The organism is Pseudomonas viridiflava (assembly GCF_001642795.1).
Lineage (GTDB): Bacteria > Pseudomonadota > Gammaproteobacteria > Pseudomonadales > Pseudomonadaceae > Aquipseudomonas > Aquipseudomonas viridiflava.
In genome coordinates, this window is the sequence record NZ_LKEH01000018.1 from 46,792 (window position 1) to 65,680 (window position 18,889).

At 55.3% G+C, this 18,889-nt stretch carries 15 protein-coding genes and 3 pseudogenes; 11 read left to right on the forward strand and 7 right to left on the reverse strand.

Annotation, left to right across the window (positions count from 1 at the left end):
- The first annotated feature begins 355 nt into the window (after positions 1 to 355).
- From AO065_RS03985 to AO065_RS04000, 5 genes and pseudogenes are all read left to right on the forward strand, one after another.
- On the forward strand, positions 356 to 1,672 hold the full coding sequence (locus tag AO065_RS03985) for an MFS transporter (RefSeq protein ID WP_004887372.1): 1,317 nt from the start codon (positions 356 to 358) through the stop codon (positions 1,670 to 1,672).
- A gap of 409 nt (positions 1,673 to 2,081) precedes the next feature.
- A pseudogene (locus AO065_RS26450) lies at positions 2,082 to 2,335 on the forward strand (helix-turn-helix domain-containing protein).
- A gap of 199 nt (positions 2,336 to 2,534) precedes the next feature.
- Complete coding sequence (locus tag AO065_RS03990; RefSeq protein ID WP_004887367.1) at positions 2,535 to 3,254, forward strand: hypothetical protein; 720 nt, start codon at positions 2,535 to 2,537, stop codon at positions 3,252 to 3,254.
- A 68-nt stretch (positions 3,255 to 3,322) separates the two neighbouring features.
- Positions 3,323 to 4,216: a hypothetical protein gene (locus tag AO065_RS03995; protein ID WP_063921059.1), complete on the forward strand. Its 894-nt coding sequence runs from the start codon at positions 3,323 to 3,325 to the stop codon at positions 4,214 to 4,216.
- A 271-nt stretch (positions 4,217 to 4,487) separates the two neighbouring features.
- Positions 4,488 to 4,922, forward strand: a complete 435-nt coding sequence (locus tag AO065_RS04000) for a hypothetical protein (RefSeq protein ID WP_004887363.1) — start codon at positions 4,488 to 4,490, stop codon at positions 4,920 to 4,922.
- 927 nt (positions 4,923 to 5,849) lie between these two features.
- Here the strand turns inward: AO065_RS04000 and AO065_RS04010 are convergent.
- Together AO065_RS04010 and AO065_RS04015 are read right to left on the reverse strand one after the other, a co-directional pair.
- Positions 5,850 to 6,926, reverse strand: a complete 1,077-nt coding sequence (locus AO065_RS04010) for a diguanylate cyclase (RefSeq protein ID WP_004887359.1) — start codon at positions 6,924 to 6,926, stop codon at positions 5,850 to 5,852.
- Between the two features lie 253 nt (positions 6,927 to 7,179).
- Positions 7,180 to 8,394 (reverse strand): MFS transporter, encoded by a 1,215-nt coding sequence (locus AO065_RS04015; protein ID WP_004887358.1) that lies wholly within the window; start codon positions 8,392 to 8,394, stop codon positions 7,180 to 7,182.
- Positions 8,395 to 8,503: 109 nt separating this feature from the next.
- Between AO065_RS04015 and AO065_RS04020 the strand changes: the two genes are divergently transcribed.
- Positions 8,504 to 9,412 (forward strand): LysR family transcriptional regulator, encoded by a 909-nt coding sequence (locus AO065_RS04020; protein WP_004887356.1) that lies wholly within the window; start codon positions 8,504 to 8,506, stop codon positions 9,410 to 9,412.
- Between the two features lie 12 nt (positions 9,413 to 9,424).
- On the opposite strand, the gene AO065_RS04025 is transcribed toward AO065_RS04020, so the two are convergent.
- Both AO065_RS04025 and AO065_RS04030 read right to left on the reverse strand, forming a co-directional pair.
- Positions 9,425 to 10,015: a DcrB/PsbP domain-containing protein gene (locus AO065_RS04025; RefSeq protein WP_004887354.1), complete on the reverse strand. Its 591-nt coding sequence runs from the start codon at positions 10,013 to 10,015 to the stop codon at positions 9,425 to 9,427.
- 431 nt (positions 10,016 to 10,446) lie between these two features.
- Positions 10,447 to 10,818, reverse strand: a complete 372-nt coding sequence (locus AO065_RS04030; protein WP_004887352.1) for a topoisomerase DNA-binding C4 zinc finger domain-containing protein — start codon at positions 10,816 to 10,818, stop codon at positions 10,447 to 10,449.
- Positions 10,819 to 11,023: 205 nt separating this feature from the next.
- On the opposite strand from AO065_RS04030, the pseudogene AO065_RS27745 reads away from it, so the two are divergent.
- Positions 11,024 to 11,305 (forward strand): annotated as a pseudogene (locus AO065_RS27745) (PAS domain-containing protein); the annotation flags it as partial.
- A 183-nt stretch (positions 11,306 to 11,488) separates the two neighbouring features.
- The gene (locus AO065_RS04035) at positions 11,489 to 12,589 is read left to right on the forward strand and encodes a methyl-accepting chemotaxis protein (RefSeq protein WP_476655278.1); all 1,101 of its coding nucleotides are present in this window, start codon (positions 11,489 to 11,491) and stop codon (positions 12,587 to 12,589) included.
- A gap of 1,060 nt (positions 12,590 to 13,649) precedes the next feature.
- Here AO065_RS04035 and AO065_RS04045 read toward each other — a convergent pair.
- Together AO065_RS04045 and AO065_RS04050 are read right to left on the reverse strand one after the other, a co-directional pair.
- Positions 13,650 to 14,372, reverse strand: a complete 723-nt coding sequence (locus AO065_RS04045) for a DUF4225 domain-containing protein (RefSeq protein ID WP_004887347.1) — start codon at positions 14,370 to 14,372, stop codon at positions 13,650 to 13,652.
- Positions 14,369 to 14,854: an Hcp family type VI secretion system effector gene (locus AO065_RS04050; RefSeq protein ID WP_004887344.1), complete on the reverse strand. Its 486-nt coding sequence runs from the start codon at positions 14,852 to 14,854 to the stop codon at positions 14,369 to 14,371. Before AO065_RS04050 ends, AO065_RS04045 begins: the two co-directional genes overlap by 4 nt.
- 289 nt (positions 14,855 to 15,143) lie before the next feature.
- Here AO065_RS04050 and AO065_RS04055 point away from each other — a divergent pair, with 289 nt between their 5' ends.
- Positions 15,144 to 15,860: a hypothetical protein gene (locus AO065_RS04055; RefSeq protein WP_004887342.1), complete on the forward strand. Its 717-nt coding sequence runs from the start codon at positions 15,144 to 15,146 to the stop codon at positions 15,858 to 15,860.
- 110 nt (positions 15,861 to 15,970) lie between these two features.
- On the opposite strand, the gene AO065_RS04060 is transcribed toward AO065_RS04055, so the two are convergent.
- Entirely contained in the window at positions 15,971 to 16,546 is a 576-nt protein-coding gene (locus tag AO065_RS04060) for a BRO-N domain-containing protein (protein ID WP_004887340.1), read from the reverse strand.
- Between the two features lie 427 nt (positions 16,547 to 16,973).
- Between AO065_RS04060 and AO065_RS27390 the strand changes: the two are divergent.
- Together AO065_RS27390 and AO065_RS04065 are read left to right on the forward strand one after the other, a co-directional pair.
- A pseudogene (locus AO065_RS27390) lies at positions 16,974 to 17,114 on the forward strand (McrB family protein); the annotation flags it as partial.
- A gap of 104 nt (positions 17,115 to 17,218) precedes the next feature.
- Positions 17,219 to 18,355 carry a protein NO VEIN domain-containing protein gene (locus AO065_RS04065; RefSeq protein ID WP_004887338.1) on the forward strand — a complete coding sequence of 379 codons (1,137 nt, stop codon included), beginning with the start codon at positions 17,219 to 17,221 and terminating at the stop codon, positions 18,353 to 18,355.
- The last annotated feature ends 534 nt before the right edge of the window (positions 18,356 to 18,889 follow it).

Here is an 18,889-nt window from a genome sequence, read left to right on the forward strand (position 1 = left end):
CGGCTTGCCGGCGATGGCGTCAGTTCAGTCGCTGATATGTTGCGTTAGGGAATGCATCGCCGGCAAGCCGCCTCCCACAGTACGTGGTCGCAGCAAGACTCGGGTGTAACGCTGAGCACAAGCATGGGCATGATCGGCGTGCTTGAGATCACGCTGATCGTTCCTACGCTCCGCGTGNGCAATCTGTGCTATTTGTGACGCTCTGCGTCACATTCGAAGGGCAGCGCAGCAGGCAGGGACCAGTCTGCCCGCGATAAGTACACCGTCTCCAAACCCCACAGCCTGATCCAAGCTTTGCTATTCTTCGCGCCCAGCGAGCGCGGGACGCGCTTTTCAGCCATGTATCGGGGGCTTCATGACGGCCATCGTTCGACCACCTCAAGCGCCTTTCAGCCGTGGTGACTACAAGACTCTGGGTCTTGCAGCGCTGGGCGGGGCGCTGGAAATCTACGATTTCATCATCTTCGTATTCTTCGCGCTGACCCTCAGCCAACTGTTCTTCCCGCCTGAAATGCCCGAGTGGCTACGTCTGTTGCAGAGCTTCGGCATCTTCGTGACCGGTTATCTGGCGCGTCCGCTGGGCGGGATTCTGATGGCGCATTTTGCCGACCGTCTGGGACGCAAACGCGTGTTCAGCCTCAGCATCCTGATGATGGCCTTGCCGTGTCTGTTGATCGGCATCATGCCCACCTACGCCCAGATCGGTTACTGGGCACCGTTGGTGCTGCTGGCCTTGCGCATTCTTCAGGGGGCAGCGGTCGGCGGCGAAGTGCCGAGCGCCTGGGTATTCGTCGCAGAGCACGCCCCGAATGGCCATCGCGGTTACGCTCTGGGCGTGCTGCAGGCTGGCCTGACCTTCGGTTACCTGCTGGGCGCGCTGACGGCGACTTGGCTGGCTCGTGTCTACAGCCCGGCAGAGATTCTCGACTGGGCCTGGCGCATTCCGTTTCTGCTTGGCGGGGTGTTCGGCGTGGTGGGCGTCTGGCTGCGTCGCTGGCTGAGCGAAACGCCGGTGTTCATGGCCCTGCATGCTCAGCGCGAAGGGCTGCAAGGCCTGCCGCTGAAACAGGTCCTGAAAGATCACCGTGCTTCGCTGCTGCCCGCCGCCTTGCTGACCTTCGTGCTCACCTCGGCTGTGGTCGTATTGGTGGTCATCACACCAACAGTCATGCAGCAACGTTTCGGTATCTCGGCCAGCCAGACGTTTGCCCTGAGCGCCGCCGGTATCGTGTTTTTGAACATCGGCTGCGTGCTGGCCGGCATGCTGGTCGACCGTATCGGCGCCTGGCGCGGCGTCATGCTTTACAGCCTCTTGCTACCGCTGGGCATCGGCGTGCTGTACGCCAGCCTGATCGAACAGTGGCTGCCGCTCAGCGTCGCCTACGCCATCGCGGGTCTGGCCTGCGGAATCGTCGGCGTGGTGCCTTCGGTCATGGTGGGGCTGTTCCCGGCCAACATCCGCGTGTCGGGCATCTCCTTCACGTACAACATCGCCTATGCGTTCTGGGCCAGTACCACGCCGTTGCTGCTGATCGCGCTGATGCCCTGGAACATCTGGGTCTGCGTTCTTTACGCCGTCGTGATGGGCATGACCGGTCTGCTAACGGCCGTGGTGTTTGGCCTGCGCAGGGGCGTGCAGGTCGATGACGTGGTGATGGGCCGGGCCAGTTAGCAGCCCGGCTGGTATCCATCGGTCGGTTCGAGTTCATCGATAACCTGCCTCCCCCCGCTTGAACGGATGAATTCAGGCAATACATGCTTTCAAGAATGTATTGCCTGACGTGGCTGACTCAGTTGTAAGAATTGATCGTAATTATTAATTCGCAAGTTCATCTCGCGCCTGCTTTTAACCTGATATTAGGTTCGTAGGTGCGTGGTCAATAGTGCTTGTAGTATTTATTTTTTTAATTGTTAAAGCGTTTCCGAGTTCTCTGTAGGAGCTTTCCTGTAATTTCCAATATAAAAAATAACGCTAAACAAAACGGCATCAAAGCCGATTTGCTCTTGAGGTCGTGGATGGCAGTTGTAGGAAGCATCTTACACGTTCATCCGTGGGCACAGTGACAACAAGAGGGAATACCATGTGGGCGACTCTTCGAGAACAGGAAGTCCTGGCGCTTTTGCTTCAAGGATGTACCAACAAGGAAATTGCACAGCAGCTCTGCATCAGCGGCTATACCGTGCGTGACCACGTGTCTTCACTGCTTCGAAAGAATCAGGCCAGAACGCGTGCTGAACTCATGGCGCGCTGTATGTCTTTTCTGCTGACTCCCGGCAAACCCCGCAGCCCCCTACATCTGTCGGATTGTTTGTCGAGATGACTTCGCCAGAATAGGCGTTATCGAGATAAGTGTTTTAACGCGTGTCTGTTCTTGCGGGGCGGCAGGAGCAGGCTTGTGTTCTTACTGCTGGCACTGTGGTCTTGGCTGCCGCGTCAGAGAATACGCCGGGGTCGAGTTTTAGCAAGGGCCGATCAATACGCTGAACATCACTGTTTGGCGCCACTGCACAATAAACAACAAAAGGAGCAACACGTGACTGTTTGTCTTGTTCATCAGGATTCCCTTTCCGATCAGTCATTGCGGCCGGATACGCACCGTACTTATATCAACCCGATGACGGACTTCCAGCAACTGGCCGCGCGCCAGTCGCTCCTTTCACGAGCCGCCCTTGCCCAACAACAGGCCGCGCTGCTCGGGCCTGCGGGCCAGTTTGCCGGACTTTCCCGGCAGGTTCGGGAGCAGGCACGGCAAGCTCCGGTGTTCCAGGACCTGAGGCGCCTGCATGACAGAAAGCGCAAGTCGCTTGCCGAGCAGGCAGTGATGTTCGCGCTTGGCGAGTTCTGCCGTCGTCCACCGTCCGATAACCCGTTCTACCGCAAGCCTCGGGAATATCTGTGTTGTGTCGTGTTCGACGACACCGGGCTTTACACGCTGGTTGAACGCTACGCCGCAGCCGAAGCACTCAAGCAGGGTGACAGCGAGTACTTCGCCAAACTCATCGCCACCACGCGAAACACGGTCGAGCGACGCATTGTCTTTCACGGGCTGCTGGAACATTTCGACCGCCTGCTGCCTATCGAGAAAAGCATTTACCCGCTGGACTACCGCAGTGCTCAACAAGCGCATCTGGATCATGAGGAGTCGCTCTACGGCAAACTGGAACTGGAACAACCGATTAGCGTGATTTTAGAAACCCGTGAACCGCAGTGGCTGCTGGATCATTTGCCTGAACTTCAGCGCGCTGTCAGCTGATGTCGGTTTAACGCGTTGTGTTTTTTATTCGCCCCGCAAGTACCAAGGCGTGAGCAAGGGAGCCATTAATGAGAGTTGTCAGTCAGGATATCGAATCACGAATCGCCATCATGAAACTTGATAAAAGGAACGCTCAAAACAGCCAGTCGGCAGGCGCAGTCATTTCAGCAGGCACTCACGAAAAACCGCCCGTCCAACGTCCAACCGTTTCTATCAGCGGCGAAGCGCTTTTACGGCAAAGATTATTTCATATAACCGACCCGAATCGTGCTTTGCCTGTATTTGTAAAGATGGAACGTGGGGCATTGGGTTGTAGAGTCGATTTCCTAACGGATAACGACAGGCAATTGCTGGGGGACGTGTACGAGTGGGCGCAGGAACAGGGTGCTGATCTGAAGTACGTTGATGACTTGGGGTTTAGACTCGCGTCCTACCGCGAATTAGATGATGGCAGAATAATGGTGCGCGAAAATACGGGGCGCAGCTATGACGGAGAAGGGCATAAGTTTTATCTCAGCTTTACTGATAAGGATGCGGCCTCCGCTAAACGGATCCTTGAAAGTGATGCATTGAAAACGACGCGCCTGGATCACGGCTTCGTTCGCTTTATCACCGACAAGGATTACGGCGCTATGTCCCACAACGATTTTGATTTCATGGAACAGGTCATCAGTCGATTTTCCAATGGAAAAGATGAGCCGCAGCCCTTGACGCCCAGGTTTGCCAAGTACGAGCGCCTTAAAGACAACTATGTAAAAACGCTTTCCAAAGAAAAATACGGCGATGATAAAGAGAACGTCCAAAATGATCAGGGCACTCAGTCGGCCGCGAAGAAAACCACCAAGCCCAAGCCTGTCACCGTCGAATCCCTGCGTGACGACATGCGGGCGGCATTGTTCAAAGCGATGAACGTCACAAGCTTCAANTGCGCTTTTGTTTGGGGGCAAGCGCTGACCCGCTAGGGTTGACGTAGCAGGAGAAGAATCTCGTTTCGGACACCGTTAACTGGATGATTTCCAGTTTGTATACGAAGTGTTTGCTTTTGGTGTGCTGATCGCTTTGCGGTAAATATGTATGGATTTTAATCGCAATGTTTAAGTTAGATTTAGCTGAAGATCTACGGAGGAGGATGCTATCGGTCTTCAGTGATTGATTTTGATTTTTCAGATTGTTGTATTTCTGGTTTTAAAAAAAGCATGCGCGCATGCGTGTGCACTATAAAAAGGAATTTATATGATAAAGGTTTTAAGCTTCGTACTGATTTTCGCTCCGGCGATTGGTATGGCGAAAGATTTTGATGTGACTAAGGTTAGCGCCCCTAGACTAATGCTGAGTCCAAACTATGTGTCTATTAGCATGCACAGTCTGAGATTCTCAGACTATCCGTTCATGGCCGCAACAAGATCTAAGTTGCAAAAGGTGTCTTGGGATTTGACCTCGTTTCCGGCAGCCTTGAACGAGGATGTGCATCTTTGCTATTTATTGGAGGGAAACCTGAAAACCGCGTGTAGAAAGGTTGCTCCTGGTGGGAAGGGCAGCACCGAGGAATTTAACATGCACGGCTTCAACTACTCCACAAGTGTAATGGTTCTGCATCAGGCGGAGGGCGGCGCTTCGGTAATAAGACCGTTGGGCGCTGATAAGGTGACCTTTCATTTGAGCTATTGAAGACAAGCCCCTGATAAATGGTTGTCAGGGGCTTAATTTTTTGGAGCTTTAGATGCAAATATCACGTGACGCCGGTTTCACTGCTGTTGATCGGGCTGATAAATTTACCGCTCGTTCGGGTGAAAAAGCTTTCAGTATGCCAACCAATGAAAAGCCGACACCACCAATGCCAACGGTGTCCATCAGTGGAGAAGCACTTCTGCGGCAACGTCTGTTTCATATAACCGACCCAAATCGTGCTGTCCCTGTACTCGGGAAAGCGGAGTGTGGAACATCGCGGTCAAGAGTCGAGTTCTTAACGCGTGATGACAGACAGTTGTTGGGCGAAGTGTATGAGTGGGCGCGGGAACAGGGTGCCGATTTGGCGTACGTTGATGAGTTAGGGTCCAGACTCGCGTTTTATCGTGAAAAAGACGATGGCAGAATAAGCGCACGTGGCAATACGGGGCTAGATTATAATCGCGAAGGACACAAGGTCTATCACAGCTTTACCGATAAAGATGCTGCCTCTGCCCAACGAATACTGGAAAGTGGTGCGCTGAAAACGACGCGTCTGGACCACGGTTTCATTCGCTTTATAACCGACAAGGATTACGGCGCTATTTACCACAACGATTTTGATTTCATGGAACAGGTCATCAATCGATTTTCCAATGGGAAAGATGAGTCGCAGCCCTTGATGCCCAGGTTTGCCAAGCGCGAGTACCTTAAAAACAACTATGTCAGAACGCTCTCCAAAGAAAAATATGGCGATGATAAAGACAACGTCCAAAATGATCAGGGCACTCAGTCGGCCGCGAAGAAAACCACCAAGCCCAAGCCAGTCACCGTCGAATCCCTGCGTGACGACATGCGGGCGGCATTGTTCAAAGCGATGAACGTCACAAGCTTCAANCGCGCTTTTGTTTGGAGGCAAGCGCTGACTCGTTACGTCTGAACGCTCATGTCCTGACAGTCGGCGCGAATGTCATCCGCAATGACCACACGATTGCGGCCGGTGCTTTTGGCGAGGTAGAGCGCTTTGTCGGCTTCGTGAAGCCAGGCCGATGTGTCATTAAGGCCGTGGTTATAAGCCGCAACGCCGATGCTGAGGCTGACCTTCAAGTCTTCGTGCAGGGAGTAGGTGAGTTCATCGATGGCCAGCCGCAGCTTTTCAAGGACTTTGCGGGCTTGCGCCGTGTTGGCACCCGGCAGGATTACGCAGAACTCATCGCCGCCGCAGCGTCCCGTGACGTCGTTCTTGCGCAGGTTGTCCACCATCGCCTGGCTGATGCTCTGCAGCACCGTGTCGCCTACCAGATGGCCGTAGGTGTCGTTGATCGTCTTGAAGAAATCGATATCGAACAGCGCGACCACGCAGTCCTGATTCAGGCTTCGGCTTTTTGCGAACTCGATATCAAGCAGTTCCTTCCAGGCGCCATGGTTGAGCAGGCCGGTCAGGCTGTCGGTGCGGCTGAGCCTGTGCAGTATGTTCCTGTGTTCACGCAGCTTGAGCGTGACCTGATGGCTCATCCAGCCGATGAAGATCGGGTAGATCACCAGCACCGGAAGGCAGGCGTACATCTGCATCGGGGTGCTTTCGAGATTGATCACCGGATCCAGCACCAGCAGTGAAACCATGATGCCTGCCGCTTGGGCGACGAAGCCCCTGAACATGAGGCGTGGGCCGGCCGCTGCGATGTTGTGCATGGCCATCATCGCGACCACAGTGATCGCGGGCAGCACACTGAACCCCATTGCACCGATCCAGAAGCCGCCGCAGAACGAGTCGGTCAGCAGGTTGCGCCATTCCGCCTGGTAGGGCTGCCTGGATGTTCTGGCCAGGTAGTAGGCAACGTGGGGCCATATCAGCGCATTGAAAAATGCCAATGCCCAAAGCCATGGCGCGGCATTCAGGTGAAACAGGGAGGCTGCGACGGTGAGAAAGCCCACGCTGACGCCGACCGTTCGTGGCGCATAGATTCGCTTGGCGAATGCCAGTCCTTTGCCTTGAAATCGGTTCATAACGCTTACCGGAATCTGATTGAACCGGTCAGAAACCTTCATCCTTGACCGAAAGGGTAGAGTTTGGCGTGTCACAAATGCCATGGGAAGAGCATTTTGCCATTATTCATGGAGAACAACTCGTTACGCTGTCATGAACGGTCGCATCGAAGACGATTTGGATGAAGAGGTGCAGCGAAGGGCTTCAAAAGAATGGCCAGGCCATTGGAGCCGCTTGCCGTCGTGCTCGGCAAGCGGTCCCTTGACGTGTGGGTTATGCAGGAACGGCTGACCCTGAGGTTCGGGCTTTGCGTGCCATCGTCAGCCAGGCAAGCGCGATGGCCAGCATCGCAACAACGGCGGCGACATAGCCGACGGCTTCAAGGCCCAGGTATTCGATGGTGACGCCACCGATGATCGACCCCAGCCCGATGCCCGCATTGGCGGCCGACACGTTCAACGTGCCAGCAAGCGCCTGAGCCTGCGGTGCGGCTTTCATGACCCGGATCTGACAGATGGGGAACAGCGCGGTGTGCGCAATGCCCCATACCGCCAACACCACAGCCAGCAATGGCAGTGATCCTGCGGCCGGCACACTTGCCGTCATGCCCAGCGCCAGTAACAGCGCAAAAGCGATGGTCGCACCCAGCGGGCTGCGATCCACAAAGCGGCCGCCCAGTGCGTTGCCGATCAGGCCGACTGCACCAAAGCCCATCAGCCACCAGCCCACCTGCGCCGACTCGATACCGGCGATCCGCTCCAGCGTGTCAGCCAGGTAGGTGTAAGCGCCGAACATCGCGGTGAACAACAGAATCGACAGCAGCAGGTTGGCAATGAAATGCGGGTCACGCAGGATTCTGGCCTGTTGAGCCAGCCCGACTTTCTCGGTGGGTGCCATTTTTGGCATTGAGAAGGCGAGCAACACGGCCATCAAGACAGACAGTGCCGTCAGTGCCCAGAACGCGCCGCGCCAGCCCACTGCGTCGGCAAACACCGTGCCCAGCGGAATGCCGAACAGCATGGCCGCCGAGATGCCCAGATACACCTGAGCAACGGCCTTGCCTGCCTGTTTGGGGCCTGCCATCAGCCCTGCGGTCTCACTGGCCGTACCCCAGAAAACCGGTAACGCCAACGCCGGAATGAAGCGCGCCAGCGCCAGCACCCAGATGTTGCTCGACACTGCCGCCAGTGCATTGGAGGCGGCGAAGATCAGCAGGATCACGATAAACGTTCGCTTGCGATCCAGGTGCGAGAGCATCGCCGTCAGCGGTGGGCCGAACAGCATGACCGTGAAGGCGAACAGGGTGACCAGCAGCCCGGCGTTGGAGATCGAAATGCCCAGATCCCTGGCCAGTGCGGGCAGCAGACCGATGATGAGAAATTCAGTGGTGACGATCACAAATCCGGCCAAGGCCAGAATGGCGATGGACAGACCGGCCCCGGTCGAGCGTTCGCTCGCGGCGGCGGATGTTGTTTCTTGAGACGACATGACACAAACCCGATAGAAATTAGCGTGCCAGCATATTTCAGAAACCATTTCCTATCTGTGGCGAATTTTCCGTACATTAAGGAATTAAATTCACCAATGGTCTGCATCCATGCTTTCTACGGATCGTCTCAAAGGCATTGAAACGTTTGTAGCGGTTGCCAACGCAGGCAGCTTCACGGCCGCCGCCGAGCGTCTGAGCCTGACCAATTCGGCGGTCAGTAAAAGTGTGGCCCGCCTGGAAAGCCGCTTGGGCATGCGGCTGTTCGAGCGCACCACGCGAAGTCTGGCGCTGACCGAGGAGGGCGCGACCTACCATGCTGTCTGCACGCGCATGCTGGCCGAACTGGAAGAAGCGGAAACCGCACTGGCGGCGCAGTGCTCCGAGCCGGCCGGTCAGTTGCGTATCGACCTGCCCGCCACCTTTGGCCGACTGCACGTACTGCCGCAGATTCTGGCGTTTGCCGAAAGTCATCCCAAACTGCGCCCGCATGTCACTTTCACCGACCGCTTCGTCGACATTCTGGAGGAGGGCATCGACCTTGCGGTGCGCATCGGTGGTCCGTCGATCTGGCCTGCAGGGCTCGCGCATCGCTGCCTGGGGACCGAACGGGTGATTTTCTGCGCCGCGCCTGCTTATCTGCAACGCCACGGCATGCCGCGTACTTTCGAGGATCTGGTCGACCATGCGTGCATCCTGTTTGGTCGGGGCGATGGCTCTGTCAGTCCGTGGCTGTTCGTTGACGCGCAGGGGCAGCCTGAAACACGGGCGGTGGAAGCCCGTATTGTGGTGGGCAACGGGGAAGCTCAGGTCGCTGCCGTGACGTCGGCCTGCGGCATCGCGCAACTGGCGACCTGGCTGATCAAGGACCAGTTGCAGCGTGGCGAACTGGTGGAAATCCTCCCGCATCTGGCCACTGACGGCCTGGCCCTGCACCTGGCCTGGCCGCGCAGCCGTGAATCGCTGCCCAAGGTGCAGGGGCTGGTGGCGTTGCTTTCAGGCGCCTTGCGGGTGGAGTGATGGGGCTGCGGGTTATTGGCCGATGACGGCGTTCACCAGTGCGGCGTGCTGCTTGGGGTCTTTGGCGTTGGAGACCACATTCAGAACCGCCGCACGTTTGCCCGAGGCCGCCATAATCGTTGTGCTCAACACCTTGGTGTCGCTCATGGTCGCCGAGGTGTCCACCTGACGGATGCCGAGACCGTTTTTCTTGACGATCTTTTTCTCGCCCAGTTTTTTGAAGTCCTTATAGCCCGCGCCCTGCTGGGCCATGGTGCCTGCGACCAGACCGTCCAGCACCACGCTGTCGTTGTCACCGACCTCAACGCCCGACGGCAGCGGTGTCTCTGTCGCGATGACCACACGCTTCTCAGCTGCGTTGGTGTACAGCGAGCCTGTCACGCCCTGAGCCTTGGCTTTCTCGTCGATCTCGGGCATGTCGCCCTGCACGAAACCCGCAGGCAGCGTGAACGCCAGTTTGCCGCCGAGCAGCGAAGCCTTCTGAGTTGTCGCCGCTGCTGGCGCAGCAGCCTGAGTCTTGGACGCCGCCTGAGCGTTAACCATCCCCAGCGTGCCGACCAACGCCATGCACACCACAATTGCCTTGAAACTGAACGACGGCATAGGAACTCCCTGATTGCCTGATTTTGGATGGACAGCATTGTGCCTGAGGGATACGAGCAGGCAGACAGGAAAAAGTGCCCTGAGGTGGGAATGGCTGTTGCTGAAACTGGGAGGGCCCAAGTGAGTTCAAGACCGGACGCGGAGCACGCACAGCGTGGGAACGAGCGGTACAAAAGTCGCGATGAGTATCTGGGGCGAGCACTATTTCGGCCGTGGGAGCGGACTCGTCCGCGAAAGCTGGTACATCCGATGAAGATGTAGTGTCTGAAACGCAGTATTCGCGGACAAGTCCGCTCCCACTTTCAGATACCGCATTCCTTCAGGTCGATTTGTGCATAACGATAAGTGTTCTGCGTAGGCATGCAGCTCCGTGAAGCTCTGCGTCATATCGAGATCGCGATGCGGATCCAGGATCGTAGGCGCGCGAATCCTCATTCCTTCCTAAAAATCGGCCGAATCCCGCGGCATTTCGGGTACGCCACACATCCCCAGAAGTCACCGGCGTTCTTTCCGGTGCGCGCCACTTTGATGACCATGGGCTTTTTGCAGTGTGGGCAGTTGGGCGTGGCGGGTCTTGTTTCGGGTTTTGGCGTTGTCGGTTTGGACTTTCGCTTGCGAGGCTTTGCTCTGGTGTTAGAAGGCTGTTCGCTGACGCCGAGTGGCGCAGCCTCCACAACAGACACGTCCCGTTTTTCATTGTCAGCGTCCGGCTTACGGCGACTGATTGTCGCCGCCGCGGCCTTGACCAGCCTGCGTATCGCGCCGATGAAAGCCTGCAGAGGAGGTTGAGTCTTGCGCGCCATGAGGGCCTTCAGTACACGAGTGTCGGTTCAAAGGCGGCATGGTGCAGAGATCGGCACCGCCAAGTAAAGCGTCCCGTCCATTCAAGACCTTGCCCTCCCGGACGATAAAAGGAATCTGGACCATTGGTTGTGCCTTGGCGGGTGTGTGCTACACCTTCAAGGCGTGCCCCAGGATATTTCGCATTTACCAGGGAGTGGATGTTCAATGCGTGTCAACTTGCCCGTTACCCAGACAGAACGGACCTTTCCAGCGTCTGAGCGTCTCATTTCCACGACAGACCTCAACAGCCACATCACCTACTGCAACGATGCGTTTGTGTCGCTCAGCGGTTTCACGCGTGAAGAACTGATCGGGCAGCCGCACAACCTTGTGCGCCACCCCGACATGCCTGCGTCGGTATTTGCCCACATGTGGGAAACCATCAAACAGGGCAAACCCTGGATGGGCGTGGTCAAGAACCGCTCCAAGCAGGGCGACTATTACTGGGTCAGCGCCTACGTCACTGCGGTGTACGAAAACGGCCGCATCGTGGGTTACGAATCTGTCCGCTCCCTGCCGACCCGCGACCAGGTGCGCCGCGCCGAAGCGCTCTATGCGCGCCTGCGGGCTGGCAAGTCGGCAGTCTCCAAAGCCAGCGCTGCGGCTTATCACCTCGTACGCCAATTGCCGATGATTCTCTGCACGCTGGCGTTGATTGCCGGTGTGTACCTGCTAGACGATCAAGCCTCGTTCGTCATGATTCTCGTCGTGCTGCTCGCGTTAGGCAGCTTTCTCGAAATCCGTCACCGCAACAGCTTGCGCAAAACGCTGGAAGAGCACCCCAAGGCGTTCACCAGTGCGCTGGTTGCGCTGACCTACAGCGACAACCGAGGCCCGCAAGGCCAGCTCGATCTGGCAATGCTCAGCGAGGAAGCCCGACTGCAGGCCGCCTTGACTCGCCTTGTCGACACAGGCGAGAGCGTCAGGCAGCACGCCGGGCAATCGGCGCAGTTGTCGGCTCGGCAGGCTGAATCGCTCGACCAGCAACGCAGCGAAGCAGACCAGTCCGCCACCGCGATCAACCAGATGGCAGCGACCATTCAGGAAGTCACCCACAACGTACAGAACACCGCCCACGCCGCCGAAGAAGCCGACAAACTTGCCCAGCACGGGCGTGGACTGGCGGACGAAAGCCTGCTGGCGATCCGTCACATGGCCAACTCTGTAACCGAGATCGGTCAGGCCGTCGGTGACCTTGCCGATGCGACACAGTCCATCGGCAGTGTGGTGGACGTCATCACTTCCATCGCCCAGCAGACCAACCTGCTGGCGCTCAACGCCGCCATCGAGGCAGCACGTGCGGGCGAGCAGGGCCGTGGCTTTGCCGTGGTCGCCGACGAAGTCCGTTCGCTGGCCTCACGCACCCAGTCCTCGACCGAACAGATCCAGCAGATCATCACCACCCTGCGCGACGGCGCCTCCCGCGCCGTGCAGACCGCCAGCAAGGGCGAGCAGATCTCACAGGAAAGCGTCGCCAGCGTCGAAGCCGTGCAAAAAGCGCTCGACGGCATCAGCCAGTCCGTCACCCGCATCACCGGCATGAGCCAGCAAATGGCATCCGCCTCCGAAGAACAAAGCCACGTGGCAGAAAATATCAGCCAGCAAATCACCCGCATCGCTCAACTCTGCGATCAGAGCGCAGGCCAGGCTCAACAAGGTTCGCAGATCAGTAGCGAGCTTGAAGGCATGGCGGAGTACCTGCACAGTCTGGCGGAGCGGTTTAGTCGGTAGCTTGATGGCAAGGACGTGTCTCACCACCTTTCAGGTGGTGACCGCTATTTGTAAACGCGAATTCGGGGGTCGACTTTTCGTTTCAGGAACCACCGGAAGGGTACGTGGGGTACCGGTATACAGAACAGGTGAGCATTGATAATGACTACCGTCAGCCAGCCGGGAACGTAAATTTCCAGCTGACCGTAAAAATATACTGATTGCGTTGCCTGAATATAGGTGTGTATGAAGATAGGTATGATCTTGTAGTAAATAGACAGGGCGAACTTTAAGTCGGAATAGTTAGTGTCCGAAAAAGCACGCTGTATCCAGAGCGTGATCATGAAAAGCGTTGTTGAAAATATGATGAAGGCCGTATACTCGATGAGTTGCGTCATTCAGGAAACTCCGGTGTGGGCGATTTCATTTTGAAAGTCTAATTGTTTAGATTTTTTCTTGAGTACCAAGGTTTGATATCCCGCGTGACAGTGTGGGCGCAGGCATGAGCCAAAACCATTACTAGTGAAAACCATTCCAGAATTGAGCTGTCTTGATATCCGTAAAAAATGATGTCGTCTTTTTCTATGAAGCGCATGTGTACGTAGCCAAAAAATATGTTGTATGTCGTGTTGATCCAATGTTTGACAGGCGTGAAGTTTGGCCCTGACCATGAGTAACGCGTCCATAGTGCAGGTAGGTAAAATGCTATCCCGCACGCCGGGAATATAAGGCATATGGCTGTATCTTCCATTGATGGATATCCGGTGAAAGAGGAGTTTTCTATAAGTTTCGTTGATTTTACGTGTCTGTCTTGATTCGTGGTGTCGGCAACAGCAGAGCGAATGCCAGCGGAATGAACAGCGCCAGCCATCTCAGCACTATACTTTTCAGGGGTATATCAAATGGCAGTGTCCCATAAGTCGCATATTTCAAATACAGATGGCCGCAGAATACGTTGTAGGCCAATGTAAGCAACAATTTAGGTGTCGAGAAGTTTTTAGCTGAGAAAGCACATGTTGCCCACACTGAGGGGGCGAGCAGCAATAGTGTTACGGCGATGAACGCACTTTGGCTCAATAAATCATTTAAGCGCACATTCCACCTGACTTAGAACTGCTCCAAATGTGATCCAGTCGCTCATCCCCTCCAAAGCTAAAACTTTAGCTGGCGTGGTTTTATAGGCCATGACACGGTCCGTTCTCATGTAGTGGAAAAGTTTCCAGGCGTCAGGCTTTACAACAAGTCTGGTCGCGCCATACAAAGACAACCCGAGATCAGCTGTGCCGTAAGCGATATTTCCCGCGCAGGAGTTGAGCCCGCTGGCCTTGGCAATTTCCTGGTAAGCCTTTCTTACCGGCCCTTCGACATCTGAACGTTCCTCAAACAGACCTCTACCATTTTCATAAAGGTTGTTGCCTCCATGAAGCATCAGTGGCGCTCCGAAAACTACGCAAAGTGTCCCAAATGACGCATAACAGATGCCTGCGCCACCCACCAGCTGTAACGCCCCGGCGATGGCACCAACGCTTTTTTGTGATATTTCGGATGACTGCCTTGTGAGCCGATCGTGCGCCGCCTCAATCGCCTCCAGCCCCTCATCAACACTCTTCCTGCCGGCCTCCACATCCCGAACGATCCCTTGCGCGTAATAGGCCACGTCCCGATTGAACTGCAGCCTGAGCGTCCCGTCACGAATGTGTCGGGCAGACACCGTACAAGCCTGTCCGGCGAGATGGCCTGCCGCCTCGCTGACCCGCCACAGGTCGTGGCGTCCGGACGACCGTTTTCTCTCCGGCAGGCTCATTCCTCTGCGATCCACGAGGCGTAGCCGCTGGTGTTTCCCTGGTGATGGGTCCAGATGATGTCCCTGTAGCGGATGGCGACGTGCTCCTGGGGTTCTGCGTCGTTCTGCAGAATGGCGTGGGGCATGTCGAGTGTCAGGTCGGCGATGATGCCTTCCCGGATTTCAACGGTGTAGAACTTCTCCTGAACGCCTGTGGACGAGGTGCGATAGAAGTCGATTGTGCAATCAACCGGCTCCCGATTGGCGAGCGCCTGACCGAGCATTGGGGAGGATTTATCGACGTGTTTGGTGATGACGACCGGTCGGTGAGTGGCGTGCTTGATGTTGTCGATGTTGCTCATGTTATGGGTCAGCGACAGCACCATGATCTCGTCCAGGTGACCCGCCTGACATTTCGCACCCATCGACTCGGGGCTAGAGCATCCTGCAGAAATGAGGCCTTGATCCTTGCCTTTGATGGTCATGTAACCGTGGTTAGCCATTCTGCGATCGTCCTGAAAAAGAGAACGGGCAGTGTATTTTCGGGATCCCGGAACGAATGTAGGACGCGTCTGAAAATGCCTTTGGCGAACAATGCCGACGTCGTGATCCGATCAGACCCAGGAAGCCTTGATTGGCGCTAGTCTTCAACGTCGTAAGAAGCACCCCATAACTTAATCAGATTTGCCTGACATCATCATAAGGCTCCAGTCATTAACGCCCGGATTGCTTTGCGCTCTGATGAACGCCCGAACGCCAGCACACTGCGTTCACAGTCGTTCAAGGAAAGCCATGAGCAACGAAATCGAAAGGTACCTGCACATCAAAGCCCAGATCGAACAAGCCGACAGGCATGTCGTCAATACGCTTCGACAGGAACACAGCACCAGCAGGCGACTGCAGATGAGCACCAAACGCTTCTGGCTCTGCGTGACCGCACCCCTGTTCCTCGCCGTACTGGTTGCACTCGCAGGCCTGATCGAACCCATGCGCTGGATCTACTACACCAGCTGGGGACTGATCGCGGTTTCGTATGGGGCGCTCTTTGCCTACCCGGTTCTGTGCATCGGGCGTTACCGAGACTCGGTGAGAAATGTGCTGGCTGCACCCTTCGCGGGTCTGGCGGGCATCAACATCAGAACCCGCCTGCTTATCGACGAACAATTCCTGCCGCTCCTGACATCGCTTTCCAGTCACACACTGGCACTCGGCGCGCTTGAACTGAAAAACGAGCGCAGCGGCTTTGAAAGGCGCTTGCGTCTGGTCACCGGGGTACTGCAGAGCATCGGCATAGCCCCGGGCTTGCTTGCCCTGTCGGCCGGGCTCGTCAGTCTGTACAAAACCCTGTTCGGCATGGGCTCGTTCGCACTCTACCTGGACTGGGTGTTCACCCTGGCGGCAGTCAATCTCTTCCTGTACCTGCTGTGTGGCTACGCCCAGAACGTACTGACCCGCGACGACCGCATGATCGCCCTGACGGAACTGGCGATGGAGCGCAAGAAGGGTTAGCTCGACGCGGGCTGCAAACGCGCAACATCGACTTCCCCACAGCGCGGCTCAGCGCAACGGCTGAACATCCAAACCAGTGGCCGCCAATCTGGACGGCCACCTCATCACACTCACCCCAGCCGAAACACCGGCAATGCCGAACGCCACCACCGCTTGCTCACCTGTCGCGGCGTCGGCTCCATCTGCATCTGCGGATGAGCCAGCATCAACGGCATGTCCCGCAGCCTGATCCACGGCTCGCTCTGCCAGTGCAACACGCTCACCGACAACCCCGGCCATTGCAGCATGCTCAGGTGCGGCGCGTGATCATAAGACGGCACTTCGGCGTCCCGCAGCATCGGCACCACCTCGTGGGTCAACCACTGTCGCAATCCGCGATTCTCCGCGTGATAGTGATGCACCAACATCGCGTAAGCCCCCGACTCACTCACCATCAACTCCGGCTCAGGGCCGCTGTGCTGCTCAAGCGTCATCATCCGATACTGGTCCGCATCGAGCTTGCGCATCGTGCGCTCGTTCAAAGGCCAGCCTATGAGGCGACCGAGATTGCGGGCACTGAACCAGGGTTGGTGTTCGAAGAGGACGGCTTGGAGAGGGCGGTTGTGGCGGTGGAAGAGGGTGGGTACGTAGGCGGATGTTTCCGCTTGAAGTTGATGAGCCTGTGCTTTGAATCTGTCGTTGAACATGCTGAACCTCTACAAAGGACTTGGAATGGCGCTAAGACCAACGTAGAGCGGGCTTAAGAAATCCCAACGGAGCGGCTCGGCATTTCTGAGTTCACGTTCGAATAGAACGAAAAATTCAGAGCTAATGCTGAAGTCACTGTGTCTACGTTGGGTGTTTCTTAGGCACCGGCGATTAAGATAAACGCGTACGTAACGCTCTGCTATCGGATAGGGGGCGGCACTAATGTCAGATTTTTCCGTTCGTTTGAGTGGCGTTCAGACGACTCAATCTGATCGTTCCAACGCTCCAGCGTGGGAATGCAGCTCGTGACGCTCCGCGTCACATTCTCGCGCCCTCGCACAATCTCCAGAACGATCAACCCTTTGCTTTACCCATGCTGGCAATCTAGATACTGTTGACGGAATTTTCCTACAAGGACGTTCCGCAATGCCCTCGCTTAATCAGATTTTCTTCGGTCCGCCCGGTACGGGGAAAACCTACGCCACAGTCGAAGCGACGTTGCAGATCCTTGATCAACCTTTTCTCGCCAGTAATCCGGATGATCGAACGGCTTGGAAAAAACGGTTTGTATCTGCGTTCAAAGCAGAACGTTTTACGGCTTGGCAGTTTTCTAGCTCGTCGACTCCAATAACGGGGCCTGAAGGTCCATCCCTCGTTTGGGATATCCGATAATGTCTAGAATCTTTCGCCTGCAGAGTCCTGAAGCTGTCCAGGTTGCGATGGATGAGTTCACTGAGATGGGACGTGAGGGATTCCTAAAGCGTTACGGATACGGTCAATCGCGTGATTTCCTTGTTCGCAATCCTAAAAACGGCGACCTATGCGATTCCAAAGCTATCGCTGGCGTTGCCTACGGCAAGCAGTATCTGAATGAGGGAGCGTTAGCTGCTAAAGCTTTTTCGGGCGGAGAGAAAACAGTGGTTCCTACGCTTGAAGCGCTGGGCTATGAAATTGTTCGGATTGGGGCTGATTGGTCTGAGGAAGAGGTAGATGCTGCTGTAGCTGAGTACTTTAGAATGCTGCAGCTGGAAGCAGAGGACGCGCGCTACAATAAAACCGAGCATAATAGCGCCTTAAGAAAGAAGCTTACTAATCGTACTAAAGGCTCGGTAGAGATGAAGCACTCAAATATCAGTGCTGTTTTATCTGATCTCGGCCTTCCGTTTATCAATGGCTACAAGCCTAGAGGGAATACGCAGCTGTTATTGCGTAAAGCGGTCCAGGCATTTTTGAATGGACACGTCTCCACGGTTTCAAAAATTGTCGATGCGCTTGAGGAAGTAAAGTCTCCTGGCGAAAAAAACTACAAAGCAGTGTTGGTTGAACCGCCAAGCTTTCGTCCGTCGTTAAACATGTCTAAGACTGAACGACGAGAAAGGGTTCCTCGGCGCTTCGACTATGCAGCGCGTGATGAAGCTAATCGCTCGTTGGGGCGCGCAGGTGAAGAATGGGTTATGGGGTTTGAAAAGCATCGGTTGACTGAACTTGGTGTTCCCGAGCTTTTTGATCAAGTGGATTGGGTTTCCGATCGGTTGGGGGACGGGGCAGGCTACGACATTCTTTCTTTGGATAAAGATGGTTTGTATCGTTATATTGAGGTGAAAACGACGAACGGAAGTTTTGAAACATCGTTTGTTATCAGCCATAACGAGCTTGAGTTTTCACAAGAGGTGGCTGAGCGTTTTTATTTGTATCGATTGTTCCAGTTTCGGCGTGACCCAAAGCTTTTTATTTTGAATGGCGATATTTCCAAACAGCTTTCTCTTAAGGCGCTAGATTTTAGGGCTAGTTTTCGTGAGCAGTTTTAATCTTAAACGAGAGTGTCACAGGGTTCAGAAGCTGTCCTCGCAATGTCTCCAAGCTTAGGATTTTTCTAAGAGGTTGCGGGTTAAGTAGCTTTTTTTGGTGGTTGCCTTTCTGCAAGCGATGACAGATAACGGAGGCTTTTCATGGCGTTTCTGATCACTCACTAGGGGAGATAAAATAGAGCGAAGTGACCGCGCTGTAGCAAGTGTGAAAAAGATCAATGCATGCATTGCGCTCATCAAGAACGGCAAGATCGACAACGAGACTTAGGAAGCTTGAGTAAATCGTTCATCATTCTTATTCAGGGAAATATGAATTGCCGGAGGCGGGAGATGTGTTTGTTAACGGTGACCGCTCTATGAATCCTACATTCAAAACACTAAGCTAATGCCGAATGCTAGTCTCCCGATTCTTTCAGGAGACCATCAACCATGATGCGACCCGTCATTGAAGCTTCTCAAGGGACTCTAAGCCATTATGAGTAACACAAAAAGCCCAACCCCAGCGGCGCAGCCACATGACAAAAATGCTCACAG